Origin of the sequence: Paenibacillus sp. FSL W7-1287 (assembly GCF_038004245.1) — a bacterium.
Classification (GTDB): domain Bacteria; phylum Bacillota; class Bacilli; order Paenibacillales; family Paenibacillaceae; genus Pristimantibacillus; species Pristimantibacillus camelliae.
Genome location: NZ_JBBORD010000001.1, coordinates 1,964,899 through 1,978,513, shown reverse-complemented (window position 1 = coordinate 1,978,513; position 13,615 = coordinate 1,964,899). Strand labels below are relative to the sequence as shown.

14 protein-coding genes are annotated in these 13,615 nt (G+C 42.8%); all 14 read right to left on the bottom strand.

What is annotated here, in order from left to right; translation table 11 throughout:
- The gene (locus NSQ99_RS08885; RefSeq protein WP_340836237.1) at window positions 1-363 is read right to left on the bottom strand and encodes a hypothetical protein; all 363 of its coding nucleotides are present in this window, start codon (window positions 361-363) and stop codon (window positions 1-3) included.
- 220 nt (window positions 364-583) lie between these two features.
- Window positions 584-1,150, bottom strand: coding sequence for a DUF4352 domain-containing protein (locus NSQ99_RS08880; RefSeq protein WP_340836235.1), 567 nt, complete (start codon window positions 1,148-1,150; stop codon window positions 584-586).
- A 308-nt stretch (window positions 1,151-1,458) separates the two neighbouring features.
- Window positions 1,459-2,274, bottom strand: coding sequence for a sporulation transcription factor Spo0A (gene spo0A / locus NSQ99_RS08875; RefSeq protein ID WP_251666674.1), 816 nt, complete (start codon window positions 2,272-2,274; stop codon window positions 1,459-1,461).
- Between the two features lie 239 nt (window positions 2,275-2,513).
- On the bottom strand, window positions 2,514-3,845 hold the full coding sequence (gene spoIVB / locus NSQ99_RS08870; protein WP_251666675.1) for a SpoIVB peptidase: 1,332 nt from the start codon (window positions 3,843-3,845) through the stop codon (window positions 2,514-2,516).
- Between the two features lie 107 nt (window positions 3,846-3,952).
- Window positions 3,953-5,659 (bottom strand): DNA repair protein RecN, encoded by a 1,707-nt coding sequence (gene recN / locus NSQ99_RS08865; RefSeq protein WP_340836233.1) that lies wholly within the window; start codon window positions 5,657-5,659, stop codon window positions 3,953-3,955.
- A gap of 43 nt (window positions 5,660-5,702) precedes the next feature.
- A complete protein-coding gene (ahrC, locus tag NSQ99_RS08860) occupies window positions 5,703-6,155 on the bottom strand; it encodes a transcriptional regulator AhrC/ArgR (RefSeq protein WP_251666677.1) in 453 nt (150 codons plus the stop codon).
- Between the two features lie 25 nt (window positions 6,156-6,180).
- Entirely contained in the window at window positions 6,181-6,645 is a 465-nt protein-coding gene (locus tag NSQ99_RS08855) for a hypothetical protein (RefSeq protein ID WP_251666678.1), read from the bottom strand.
- A gap of 149 nt (window positions 6,646-6,794) precedes the next feature.
- Window positions 6,795-7,628: a TlyA family RNA methyltransferase gene (locus NSQ99_RS08850; protein WP_251666679.1), complete on the bottom strand. Its 834-nt coding sequence runs from the start codon at window positions 7,626-7,628 to the stop codon at window positions 6,795-6,797.
- 23 nt (window positions 7,629-7,651) lie between these two features.
- A complete protein-coding gene (gene dxs, locus NSQ99_RS08845; RefSeq protein ID WP_251666797.1) occupies window positions 7,652-9,544 on the bottom strand; it encodes a 1-deoxy-D-xylulose-5-phosphate synthase in 1,893 nt (630 codons plus the stop codon).
- Between the two features lie 106 nt (window positions 9,545-9,650).
- A complete protein-coding gene (locus NSQ99_RS08840) occupies window positions 9,651-10,565 on the bottom strand; it encodes a polyprenyl synthetase family protein (RefSeq protein ID WP_340836231.1) in 915 nt (304 codons plus the stop codon).
- A gap of 4 nt (window positions 10,566-10,569) precedes the next feature.
- A complete protein-coding gene (xseB, locus tag NSQ99_RS08835) occupies window positions 10,570-10,818 on the bottom strand; it encodes an exodeoxyribonuclease VII small subunit (protein WP_340836230.1) in 249 nt (82 codons plus the stop codon).
- The gene (gene xseA, locus NSQ99_RS08830; protein ID WP_340836228.1) at window positions 10,815-12,167 is read right to left on the bottom strand and encodes an exodeoxyribonuclease VII large subunit; all 1,353 of its coding nucleotides are present in this window, start codon (window positions 12,165-12,167) and stop codon (window positions 10,815-10,817) included. Before xseA ends, xseB begins: the two co-directional genes overlap by 4 nt.
- Window positions 12,168-12,174: 7 nt before the next feature.
- The gene (folD, locus tag NSQ99_RS08825) at window positions 12,175-13,029 is read right to left on the bottom strand and encodes a bifunctional methylenetetrahydrofolate dehydrogenase/methenyltetrahydrofolate cyclohydrolase FolD (protein ID WP_340836227.1); all 855 of its coding nucleotides are present in this window, start codon (window positions 13,027-13,029) and stop codon (window positions 12,175-12,177) included.
- Window positions 13,030-13,128: 99 nt separating this feature from the next.
- Window positions 13,129-13,569 (bottom strand): transcription antitermination factor NusB, encoded by a 441-nt coding sequence (nusB, locus tag NSQ99_RS08820; protein ID WP_340836225.1) that lies wholly within the window; start codon window positions 13,567-13,569, stop codon window positions 13,129-13,131.
- Window positions 13,570-13,615 lie beyond the last annotated feature (46 nt).

Below are 13,615 nucleotides of genomic sequence, written 5' to 3'. Positions count from 1 at the left end.
TTATGCATTTTCGCTCGATGAGCCCGAACTAGCAGAACTCGCGGATGATTCAACGGACGAAGAGCTATCGCTGCTGCTAGAGCTTTGTTCATACTCCATCTGAGCCGCTTGTGAGATTTCTACAGTATCTCCATCTTCATTTGTTTGTTGATCTTCATTTTTCTTTTCCTTAACTTCAACTTTGTTCATACTCACCATTAATTGCTTGACACGATCGCCCTCCATTTGCTCTTGTAAAGCTTGAAGCATCTGTCTCTTCTCAGCAGGTGATCGTCCACTTTCAGCGATTAGCATGACACGTTCAAGTGCGGACAGTGGCTTTTGCTTTGCGCTACCAGAGCTAAATAGTGAAATGGAATCCACGTTAACCCCTCCAAATTTTAGTAATTATCTTAGTATATTACTATATTTCGGTAAATCGACCTTTGAAATGAAGTTTTCGGAGTAAATTCTTTCTTATCATTTTCTTATCAACCGCAAAAAAATCCTATCCATTTAATCTACATCAAATGGATAGGATTTTTTATAGTGCTCATTCGTTATTGAGCTAAAATAAGCTTAGAGCATTTTATGATTTTGTTCATTACAGTTTAACTACATATTGATTCGCATGAGCTGCTGTTTTGCTCATTGCATCATAAAAAATAATTTCTGCAGGCACAGAGCCTTCTTCAATCGTAATATACAAGAAGCCTTCGTTTTTACCGCCCGGACGTAGCTCCGCAGGTTTGAATTCATCTTCTGGAGTAATACGTTGAGTCGTTAATGTTGATACTGATATTTCTTTACCATTCGCGTCATAGATGTTAAAGCTATACTCATGAATAGCCATATCGTGGGAATTCTCATCACCAACATTTTCAACGAGTGCATATAGTTTAAGATAGTCTACATCTTCTCTAAGCGAGTCATCAGCTGACTTTTCTTTTACTATCTCATAATCACTCAAAGTAATCTCAAGCTTAGTCGTGGATTTGTTCACTGCTCCCATTCCATGGTAAAGAAATTCCTCACCTAGCTCTACGTTATACACTTTTCCTTCGGTACTGTGAGTCGCTGGTTCCGTTGGATTGCCACTTGTTGAATTAGAGCTACAAGCAGACAATAATAGAATGACACCACAAAATAAAATAATCATCTTTCGTTTCAATCTGATCATCTCCTGAAGTTTTATCCGATTATTACTATAAGGATAATATCAAAGGTGTAATTTTACAGCCAGTTATTAATTAATGACATTTATATAAATAACTCCATTATGCCGACGTATTCACCAAGTGACATTCTGTCATTCAAAATCAGTCATAAAAAATACCGCCCTTTACCAGAGCTTTCACTCCAATAAATAGCGGTATTCGTTGATATGATATAAGTAATAGTTAGTTCAAAAGGTTTCCCATACCCAATTCATAAAATTGGTTGGCTTATGTAAAGCCGCATTCCCTACGGCTCATCCTTTCAAGACACCTTATGCTCAATTCTAAGCTTATCTGCCACCATCGCGATAAATTCGCTATTCGTTGGCTTGGATTTGCTTATGTTGACCGTATAGCCGAACAGGTGACTGATGCTGTCGATGTTGCCGCGCGTCCAAGCGACTTCGATCGCGTGACGAATCGCACGTTCTACACGTGAAGGTGTTGTTTTGAACTTTTCAGCGATTGCAGGATATAACGTCTTCGTAATCGCTCCAAGAATTTCAATATTGTTATACACCATCGTAATGGCTTCACGCAAATATTGATACCCCTTAATATGCGCAGGCACTCCAATTTCATGTATGATGCTAGTAATATTCGCATCAAGGTTTTTATGCTTGCCAATAGGCACTACATTCGATCTGCTCGTAGTTAGGCTCGAGCTGAATGAACTGGAGGTTGCAGTCGTTGAAGTAACTCCTACAAGCTGTCTAATGCGGTTAGAAAGCATATCCATATCAAATGGCTTAAGCATATAATAGGATGCCCCCAATTGAACGGCTCTTTGTGTAATGTTCTCTTGTCCAAAGGCTGTAAGCATAATCACTTTTGGCATTGGATTCAGATCCATCTCACGGATGCGTTCTAGAACTCCAAGTCCGTCAAGATGAGGCATGATGATATCTAGGACAAGTACGTCTGGCAGCTTTCTGGCATTCTCTAGGTGTCGTAATACTTCTTCTCCGTTGTAAGCTACACCGCATACATTCATATCACTTTGACTGGCGAAATACTCCGATAATAGGTTTGTGAATTCTCGGTTGTCATCTGCTAATAGTACGTCAATCTTCTGCAAGATGTTTTGCCTCCCTTTAATTAAATATGAATGTCGAGTTTACCTTCTACTCTATACAATTTCGACACAGCGCTAATTATTCCTTCTGTCGAAAAACTTTTTTCTTTATTTTTTTTCTACTTTTCGATATAATAAATAATTCGCAACAAAAACCACTCTCATTCGACAATTCCTATCACTATTCACCATAAACAAGAAAATGCTGTCTGCTTCAACGGAAACAGATAGCATTTTCTTGTTTATGAAGCTTGGTCCACGATTTGCTCGTTGTCCGAATGAAGCAACACACCAGCATCTTGAAGCATCCATTCAATGAAGCAGCCATAGCCTGATGTTGGATCATTTACAAACACATGGGTAACAGCTCCAATAAGCTTTCCATCCTGAATAATGGGGCTGCCGCTCATGCCTTGTACAATACCGCCTGTCTTACTCATCAACCGTTCATCAGTTACTTTAATGACCATCCCTTTTGTAGCTGGCGTTACTTGCTTCGCTACATGAACAACCTCGATATCAAAGCGTTCAACCTTCTGTCCATTGACTACAGTTAAAATTTGAGCTGGACCTTCTTTTACATCCTCTGCAAATGCAACAGGTATCGCACGTTCTTCGTAGCTGTGTGCCGGCATTTCATTCATCTTCCCAAAAATACCGAAAGGTGTATTGCGTTCTATATTGCCGAGCAGCTGTTTTTCCTTCACGAAGTGAGCTCTTTTTTCACCAGGATCACCATTTTGACTTTTATTAATCGATGTGACGCTTGCTTGAAGAATTTCTCCATCACCTACTACAATCGGTGTTCCAGTGTCCATATCTGTTATTACATGTCCTAAAGCACCATACACGCCCTGATCAGGGGCATAAAAGGTTAACGTTCCTACACCCGCTGCTGAATCGCGAATATATAATCCGATTCTCCACTCTTGTTCTCGAACATCATAAATAGGCTTTAGCTTAGTGGTCATCGACTTGCCATTACGCAAATAAGTAATTGTAAGCGGCTTTTTACTCGAGCTGTACTTCTCACATAGCTCTCCTAACTTTTTTACATTATTCACTTTGACTTTATTAATTGCTGTGATGAGGTCACCTAGCCTTAAGCCTGCTGCTTCACCCGGTGATTGCTTGTTACCGGCCTCATCTACGACCTGATGATGTCCGACGACAAGAGCACCTGCTGAATTAACTTTTACTCCGATCGTTTGTCCTCCTGGTACGACCTTAAGATCAGGGACAATGTCGACCTTTACAGTTTTGAACGGAATTTTTCCAAACAGCTTTACCTTCATTTCTGTTTGACCGATTTGATAAGAATGTAATGATAACGGTTCCTTCAAACTAACGGATAATGATGATTGTGCTTTACCATTCACTTGCAGTACTTCTGGATCAACCTCTAATTCAGCTTGTACAGGTACGCTATACTGTACATTTTTCAACTGACCTGTAAATAGTCTGAGCTCATTGGGAAATGCTACGATTTGTTGCATTGGTGTAGATACCCCGATTAGACCGACTAATACGACGAGAATTAATCCAAAAATACGTTTAGGTTGTTTTGGGTCCAATCTATTCACGCTCCTGTCATTCCATCGCTTAATCGCCAATGGCGTAACATTAAGTTACCCTGAGCAGAAAGATTTATGACCACAAAAACATCCCAAATTTCCTTGATTCAAGCACCTTTCAAGCCTATAGCCAGATCAAGCATCTCTTGCGCATGATGCTTAGTTTTTTCCGTAATTTCCACTCCGCCAAGCATGCGTGCAAGCTCATTGATTCTTAGCTCATCTGTAAGCTCTACGACAGAAGTGTATGTGCGCTCACCAACAAATTGCTTACGGATCTCATAATGATGATCAGCCATGCATGCAACCTGAGGCAAATGCGTAATGGAAAACACCTGACAATCCCTCGCCAGCTTTGACAGCTTTTCAGCAATGGCTTGTGCTGCACGACCGCTGACACCGGTATCGACTTCATCAAACACAAGCACCGGAATCTGATCAATGGCTGCAAATATCGTTTTGAGTGCGAGCATAATACGAGACATCTCACCGCCTGAAGCGACCTTATGAAGAGGTTTTAACGGTTCCCCTGGGTTCGTACTCATCATAAATACGGCATGATCAATGCCCGTTGCACTTAAACGGACGTAGCTTGTCTCATCCTTAGGCAGTGTCTGTAAATTAACTTCAAAATTAGCTGCTCCCATTTGCAATTGCGTAAGATGTTCTTTGATTTCGCCAGAAAGCTGCTGTGCGGCCTCCTGACGCAGCTCAGACAGCTTTTGCGCAACCTGGTAAGCATCAGCATAGATCTCTGCCTCTTGAGCTTTGAGCTGCTCCAGAAGCTCTTCCCGGTTCTCAAGCTTATCCCGTTCCTCTGTAATTTTTTCGAGATATGTTTGAATTTCCTCTATCGTCTCTCCATATTTACGCTTTAGACTGCGAATAAGATCAAGACGATCCTCTACATACTGCAGCTGCTGCGGATCTGATTCGATGCCATCTCGATAGCTCCGGAGCTGATACATCACATCCTCAGCGGTGTAAAAAGCAGACTGAAGCTGCTCGAGCATCGGTGAAAGTGCTGTTTCATCATAGCTGACAATATCGGTTAGTCGGCTAATTGCACGGCTTATCGCATCCAATCCTTGTCCATCATTGAGCAGACCATAGGCTTCATTGACAGACGACGAGCGCTTCTCAGCATACATTAACATTTTACGCTGCTCCAGCAGCTCTTCATCTTCCCCTGGTTTAAGCTTCGCTGCAGTAATCTCTTCAACTTGAAACGCATACAAATCCTGCATATGTACATTATGTCTAGATGTATTATCCAGCTCATGCAGCTGTGAACGAACGAGCAATAACCGTTCATACTGTTCTTGATATTGCCGTTTAACGGAAAGCAGCTCTGCTCCACCATACATATCGAGCCATTCTAAATGCTGCTCGCTTTTAAGCAATGATTGATGCTCATGCTGACCATGAATATTGACTAAGCTCTCACCAATCTCACGTAGCATCGTTATCGTTACGAGCTGGCCATTTACACGGCTGCTGCTCTTTCCAGATGCTGTAAGCTCTCTACGTACGATCAGCATTTCCGACGAATCATGTTGAATGCCAAGGGCTGATAGCCTTTGCCATACAGGATGGTCAGTTGGAAGATCGAATAATGCCTCAACCTCTGTCCGATCACATCCATAGCGCACCATATCCGAGGAGCCCCTACCACCTACAACAAGACTTAATGCATCAATCATGATTGATTTTCCGGCACCCGTCTCTCCTGTTAATACGTGAAATCCTTTATGAAATTGTACGTTTGCTTCCTCAATTACCGCCAAATTGCGAATCGACAGTTCATGTAGCATGAACAACCGCCTCCCTAAGCTTTTCCTTTTCAACTAAGCAGCTCTACCGTAGCATATCGAGAAATCGTTCCACTACGATTTTGCTCTGCTCCTTTGAACGACAAATCATTAATATCGTATCATCCCCTGAGATCGTTCCCATTATATCAGTGGTTTCCATACTATCTATAAGCGCAGCTACCGCATTTGCTGTACCTGGCAAGCATTTCATTACAACTAAATTATCTGTGTAGTCTATATGTGTAAAGTGATCCTGCAATGCTCGTTTCAGCTTATGAATGGGATTCGCTTTTTGCGTCTCACCAGGCATCGCATATTTGTAACCACCGGAGTTAGAAGGAATTTTGATGAGCATTAATTCTTTAATGTCTCGAGATACTGTCGCTTGCGTAACCTTCATCCCACTATCGCGAAGTGCATCGACTAGCTCCTCTTGCGTCTCAATATCGCGCTCGAGTATTATTTCTTTAATTTTAAATTGCCTTATCCCTTTCATGACTCTGTCCCCTATTCAATGTTCATCATTCTGCAATATGAAATGCAATTTTATGAATTTTTTGTTCTTTTGGCTTAATATATATGATTCCACTCATATCCGGCAACAGCAACGAGTACATAAGCAGATGCTTCTTCAGATCTGAGGCCTCCAGCTCGATTGGCTGTCGCTCACGCTCGTATTTCACAATATAGGATAGACCTTTTTTCTCTGCAATATAGTCAATAATAATGGTTGTTGAGCGGTTAAGAAAGTGTCCATCAACCTCTACAGCGAGTGGAATTTGATGTCTACCAGAAATTACGACATATCCATGCCGCTCAAGCAGCTCTACATTCGGGTCGTTATCTTTAAGCTTCCCACCGCGTCCAAGCTTAATTCTTGAGATGGTAGCGGGAGAGTGAAGCCAACGATAAAATGCTCGATACAGCAAAACCACAAGAAAAATAGCTGCAACAATCATGACAAAAATTTCAACAAGGTTATCCATAAGAGCTGAGCTCCTCTCAACATTTTACAATAGAGAACACTTGTTTGCATTAATAGTGTATCAAATGAATAACACCGCTGTAAAGACAAAAGATGCCTTACGATGATGTTATCGATTGGCATCTTTGCTGTACTCTTATTGAAATTGTATTACTTTGAAACCTTAAACGTTGCGTTAGCTTCAGCTACAACCTGCTCAATTGCAGAGGACGTATCTTCATCAACAAAACTAGGCTTGTTTTCCCACGTCCAATGAGCTAAAAACTCAATATTCCCTTCTCCACCTGTAATCGGAGAAAAAGTTAAATGCTTGAGCTCATATCCTATCTCAGCAGCCATTGTTAGCACTTGGTGTAAAACCTCTTTATGAACAGCAGGCTCTCGAACGACGCCGAGCTTACCAACCTTCTCGCGTCCAGCCTCGAACTGTGGCTTAATGAGTGCAACAACGGAGGATTGAACCGGCAATAAAGTCGATAAATTCGGTAATATGTGCTTTAACGAAATAAATGATACATCAATACTCGCAAAATTAGGAGTAGGACCTGTTAAATCATCAGACGTTAAATACCGAAAATTCGTTCGTTCCATTACATTAACCTGTTCGTGCTGTCTAAGCGACCAATCTAATTGATTATAGCCTACATCAATCGCGTACACATATGCAGCTCCATGCTGCAATGCACAATCGGTAAAGCCTCCAGTTGAAGAGCCGATATCAAGCATCGTTACATCGTTTAGGTCGAGCTCGAAGCTGCGAATCGCCTTCTCAAGCTTAAGACCACCTCTGCTAACATAAGGATGAAGTGCGCCCTTTACTTTAATCTCAACGCTGCGAGCAACCTTCATCCCCGGCTTGTCAATCGGGACATTATCGACAAGCACCAGACCTGCCATGAGTGCTTTTTTCGCCTTTTCACGACTATCAAAGTACCCGCCCTCTACGAGCAAAACATCAATTCGCTCTTTTGGTACTGTTGTCATTATATCCCTACCTATCAGTTTGGTTATAGCGCATTTCTTTTAAGCTTCGCCTTCATACTTTGCACAAGCTGCGACACAGCTGTAGCATTTAGACCAACTTCATTGCGCTGCTCGATAATGCTGCCATGCTCGACAAATAAATCCGGTATCCCTTTAATACGCACGACCATATCATCGATGCCCTGCAGAGAATAGAATTCACATATCGCACTACCTAAGCCGCCAAGCTCCGCACTTTCCTCAAGCACGACTAGCTTTTTATGCTGAGCTGCAAGTCGAAGCAGCATATCTTGATCGAGTGGCTTAATAAATCTTGCATTTATAATTTCTACATCAATGCCTTCTCGAATAAGCAGCTCTGACGCTTCCTTTGCAACCTTAAGCATAGGGCCGATTGCGAGCAATGCATATTCAGATTCGCCTTCCTTTAACACTTCCCAGCTGCCAATGGGAATGCTAGTTAGTTCTGGCAGCAGCTCCACGCCCTCTGCATTTATACGAGGATAACGAATCGCAATTGGACCATCATTATAATCCACTGCAGTTTTCATCATTTGACGAAGCTCATTTTCATCCTTAGGCATCATTAGTACAATATTCGGCACATGACGAAGGAAAGGTATATCATATACACCTTGATGAGTTTCGCCATCTGGGCCAACAAAGCCCGCACGATCGATTGCAAAGATGACATTAAGATTTTGTCGGCAAATATCATGCACAACTTGATCATATGCTCGCTGCAGGAAGGTAGAATACACAGCAAAAACCGGCTTCATGCCTTCAATAGCAAGCGCTGCGGACATCGTCGCAGCGTGCTGCTCCGCGATTCCAACATCGATCATTCTCGTTGGAAAACGATCTGCGAACTCCATTAAACCAGATCCGCCTGGCATTGCAGGTGTCACGGCTACGATACGCTCATCCTGTTCAGCTAGCTCGATTAACACATCGCCAAACACCTTCGTATACATCGGAGGACCGACTGCTTTTACCATTTTTCCTGACTCGATCTTATATGGAGATGCACCATGCCATGCATGAGAATCATTTTCTGCTGGCGTATAGCCCTTACCTTTTGTCGTAATGACATGAACAAGTACAGGTCCGTTAATTCGATCAGCTTGCTTCAATGTTTCAAGCAAAGCTTCTGTATCATGGCCATCGACCGGTCCAAGATAGGATAAACCAAACTGTTCAAACAAAATACCGCTCATTAGCAAATATTTAACACTGTCTTTAAAACGGCTAACCGTTTCTGCCAGCTTACCACCGATTGCTGGAATTTTGTTCAGCAGCTGATGTACATCCTCTTTCGCCTTTTGGTATTGTCTGCCTGTTCTAATTTTCCCTAAGTATTGATGAAGCGCTCCGACATTAGGTGCAATTGACATTTCATTATCGTTAAGGACAACGATCAGCTTGCGCTTTTCATGTCCGATATGATTCAACGCCTCTAATGCCATACCGCCTGTTAAGGCACCATCACCGATCACAGCTACAACACGGTTGCTGTCACCCTTGAAGTCACGCGCCATCGCCATTCCGATCGCTGCAGATAATGAGGTACTGCTATGCCCAGCCTCCCACACATCATGCTCGCTTTCGTTACGTTTAATAAAGCCGCACAGGCCCTTATATTTTCTTAATGTATCAAATTGATCTTTACGACCTGTAATAATTTTGTGTACATACGATTGATGACCAACATCAAAAATAAACTTGTCACTTGGACTATCGAACAAATAATGCATCGCCAAGGTAAGCTCAACAACTCCAAGATTAGGAGCAAGATGACCACCAGTAAGAGACAATTTCTCGATTAGAAATTGGCGAATTTCTTCTGCTAATTGATCGAGTTGCTCAACTGTTAGCTTTTTCAATTGTTTTGGGTCATCTATTTGATCTAAAAGCACATCGCTTTCCTCGCTTTCAACAAGAATGTAATCCCAATGATCAGACACTTAGCTGTATTATATCACAATATACGACATCCTACATAATAACAGTTTTAGCAGACGATTAGGATTCACGATTCACAAGATAATCAGCAAGCTCCAGTAATTGGTCTGGGAACGCTAAATCTGCAGCAAGAACCGCTGCTTTTGCCTCTTCTGTCAGCTTTACGACTAGCGCCTTGCTTTCTTCTAGTCCGAGTAAGAAAGGAAAGGTAACTTTTTCTCCCGCAACATCGCTTTGGACGCGTTTTCCGAGCTTTTGCTCATCACCTACAAGATCCAGCACATCATCCTGTATTTGGAATGCCATACCTATATTACGTCCGTACAGCTCGAGTTGTTGCAGCTGATGTGCATTGGCACCTGCAATTCTTGCACCTGCTAGGACGGAGAACACAACCAAGTCACTCGTTTTATGCTCGTGAATATATTCAAGCTGCTCAATCGAAGTAATTCCCTGCTCAGCTTCCATATCTGCAACCTGTCCACCTACCATACCTAAAGCCCCTGCATAACGCGATAAATCATCTATAATTTCAACCGCAACAAGTGGATCAAGCTTACCTTCTTTTGCAAGTGAGGTGATAATGCCGAATGCCCCTGTTAATAAAGCATCTCCGGCCAAGATTGCCATGGCTTCACCGAATACTTTATGATTCGTAGGCTTGCCGCGTCTTAGGTCATCATTATCCATCGCAGGAAGATCATCATGTATTAACGAGTACGTATGAATATATTCCACCGCACACGCTGGAGCGATAGCTTTCTCTACCGTTGTTTCATCCGCATGCACCGCATAAGCAGCAGCCATCACGAGATAGGGTCTAAGCCGCTTTCCACCAGCTGTTAATGAATATTCCATCGATTCGATCAATTTACTAGGTGCTCCATCATAAGAAGACAAAGAACGTTTCAGTTCTTCCGTAATTTCTGCAGCGACTTGCTGTACATGCTCGTTAATGGATAGGGAATGGTTCAATTTTCTACTCTCCTTTGTCCAATTGGGAGGCAGCAAAAGTCTTCGTCGCCAACCCCTGCTCCGTTTGTATTAGCATCTCAATCTTGCTTTCGACCTGCTGCAGTTTACCGTTACACAGGCTGGAAAGCTTCATACCCTCCTGATACAGCTCGATGGCTTGTTCAAGCGGCACATCGCCATTTTCTAGCTGAGCAACAATATTTTCCAGACGCTCTAAAGCCTGTTCAAAGCTTAGATTTTCAAGTTCAGTCATTCCTTTTCCTCCTCTATATCATTGACCGTACAGTACAAGCTGCCGTCCATTATTTTAACTTTGATCGAACTGCCTCGTTTCACTTGATTGACTTGCTTAAGCAGCTGCTCATCCTCCGTATAGGTTAGACTGTAACCACGAGCCATAACCTTAAGCGGACTCAGAGCATCAAGCTGTTTAATATAGGAAACCGTCTGTAGACGCTTTTGTTTAACAATTGAGTTCATCAGCTCACTCATACTATGCTGCAGATGGTTGACCTGTCGATTCAATAGCTTAATACGCTGCTCTGGGTGCAAACGAGCAAGCCTGCTTTGACTTTGTGATAGCTTTAAATGCCCGTGCTGCAACGCATGCTTTAAACTCTTGCTCAGCATTAGCTGTAAATAATCTACACGCTCTGCATGCTTTAAGAAGGTTCGCTTTGGCTGCGAAAATACAGAGCTTTGCTGTACACGCTTTAATCGCTCTTTGCGCCAGTCGAGCTGACGCTTTAGTGCATGCTCAAAACGCTGCTGATAACGTTCAATAACTGCTGTCATCTCCTGAACATGCGGTACTGCGAGCTCTGCTGCAGCTGTCGGAGTAGCAGCTCGAACATCGGCTACAAAGTCAGAAAGTGTAAAGTCCGTTTCATGTCCCACAGCGCTAATGACAGGCGTTTCAGATGAAGCAATCGCTCGAACAACAATTTCTTCATTAAAGGCCCACAGCTCTTCCATCGAGCCGCCACCCCGACCTACAATCAGCACATCACATGCTCCATGTGCATTCATCGCAGCGATGGCCTTGGCGATGGAAGGTGCAGCAAGCTCCCCCTGTACTTGCACGGGAGCAAGAAGGATGTGAGCAGCTGGAAATCTGCGCTTTATCGTTGTAATAATATCTCTTACAGCCGCACCAGTTGGTGATGTTACTACCCCTACCGTATGTGGAAAAAGAGGAAGAGCACGTTTGCGTGACTCAGCAAACAACCCCTCCTCTTCAAGCTTTGCTTTTAATTGCTCATAGGCAAGATATAAGCTGCCTAGGCCATCAGGCTGCATCGCATTGGCATAAAACTGGTAGGCACCATCTCGCTCATAAACTGAAATCGTACCCTGTGCTAGAACTTTCGCACCTTCCTTGGGTATAAATCTCAAGCGAGCATTATGGGAGGCAAACATCACACATTTTATACGACTGTCTTTATCCTTTAGCGTGAAATACATATGGCCGCTAGAGTGATGGGTGAAATTTGAGATTTCGCCACGCAGCCATACATCGGACAGCACATGATCACTATCCATTTTCATACGAATATATTTGTTGATATCTTTAATCGTATAAACATGCGGTTCGGATCTCACTGCCTACTCACATCCCATTAGCTTTTTTAGCCGCAGTAATTGTGTTTTTCATGAGCATAGTAATGGTCATCGGACCAACACCACCTGGCACTGGTGTAATATAACCAGCTGTATCAAGACAGCTTTCATAATCAACGTCACCAGCAAGCTTGCCGTTCTCTAGACGATTAATGCCGACGTCAATTACAACTGCGCCTGGTTTAATGTATGAAGCATCGATTGCATTCGCTCTGCCGATTGCAACAACGACAATATCTGCTTGCTTTACAACCTCTTGTAAATTTGCTGTCCGTGAATGACAGATCGTAACCGTTGCATTCTCACGTAGAAGCAGCATTGCAACAGGCTTACCTACAATGTTACTGCGACCGACAACGACCGCATGCTTACCAGCAATGTCCACGTTACTGCGCTTAATCAGCTCAATAACACCAGCTGGTGTACACGGCAGCAAGCTGTCATCGCCAATAACGAGATTACCTACGCTTTCAGGATGAAAGCCATCTACATCTTTATGTACATTAATCGCGTCGATAACAGACTTTTCGTTAATATGTTTAGGTAATGGTAATTGAACCAATATGCCATTGATGGATGCTTGATTGTTCAGTTTATCGATAAGTGCCAATAGCTCCTGCTCTGTTGTTTGCTCAGGCAGTCGATGCACTTCTGAGTACATGCCAAGCTGAATACAAGCTTTTTCCTTTGATCCAACATAAACCTTGCTTGCAGGATCCTCTCCGACTAAAACGACAGCTAGTCCTGGCGTAATTCCTTTTTCCTTTAAGGCAGCTACCTCAGCCTGCATTTCGCTTCGAATCGCTGCGGATATTTGTTTTCCATCAATAATGTGAGCTGACATTAAGAACCACTCCTATACCTGTATTAAAAATGAAAATAATCTATAGTATAATATCCAAACAAAAGATAAAGAAGCTTATCGCCATGATAAGCGACAAGCTTATGCTTTAGTAGAATCAAGGTTTTTCAGTAGTTTAGCGAGTACGCCATTGACAAACTTACCAGATTCATCTGTCCCATAATGCTTAGCGAGCTCAATCGCTTCGTTCACCGCTACCTTCGGAGGAGCGTCCTTGCTAAATACCATCTCAAAGCACGCCAAACGAAGGATTTGTCGATCTACACGTGACAGTCGATCAACTTGCCAGCCTGTTAAGCAATCCTTTAACAAATCGTCAATTGCCGCTCGGTTCTCCACAACGCCCATAAGCAGCTTACGCGCAAATTCGTTTGTCGTCTCGTCGCTGAACTTTTCACTTACCTCGTTATCGTTCATGACTTCATCAATAACGCCTTGCAATGCCTCGTAGGCCTGCACCTCGTTCAGCTCAATACTGTATAAGCTTGATATAACCATTTCTCTTGCTAATCTTCGTTTCATGTATCCTCCATGACTTATGCCTTATTGCTTATCAATTTCATATGAT

Bases quoted from the DNA above. Each gene is read 5' to 3' on its own strand.
- recN (WP_340836233.1), bottom strand. From the start codon at position 5,659: ATGCTACATGAACTGTCGATTCGCAATTTGGCGGTAATTGAGGAAGCA.
- ahrC (WP_251666677.1), bottom strand. From the start codon at position 6,155: ATGAAAGGGATAAGGCAATTTAAAATTAAAGAAATAATACTCGAGCGC.
- NSQ99_RS08855 (WP_251666678.1), bottom strand. From the start codon at position 6,645: ATGGATAACCTTGTTGAAATTTTTGTCATGATTGTTGCAGCTATTTTT.
- NSQ99_RS08850 (WP_251666679.1), bottom strand. From the start codon at position 7,628: ATGACAACAGTACCAAAAGAGCGAATTGATGTTTTGCTCGTAGAGGGC.
- xseB (WP_340836230.1), bottom strand. From the start codon at position 10,818: ATGACTGAACTTGAAAATCTAAGCTTTGAACAGGCTTTAGAGCGTCTG.
- folD (WP_340836227.1), bottom strand. From the start codon at position 13,029: ATGTCAGCTCACATTATTGATGGAAAACAAATATCCGCAGCGATTCGA.
- nusB (WP_340836225.1), bottom strand. From the start codon at position 13,569: ATGAAACGAAGATTAGCAAGAGAAATGGTTATATCAAGCTTATACAGT.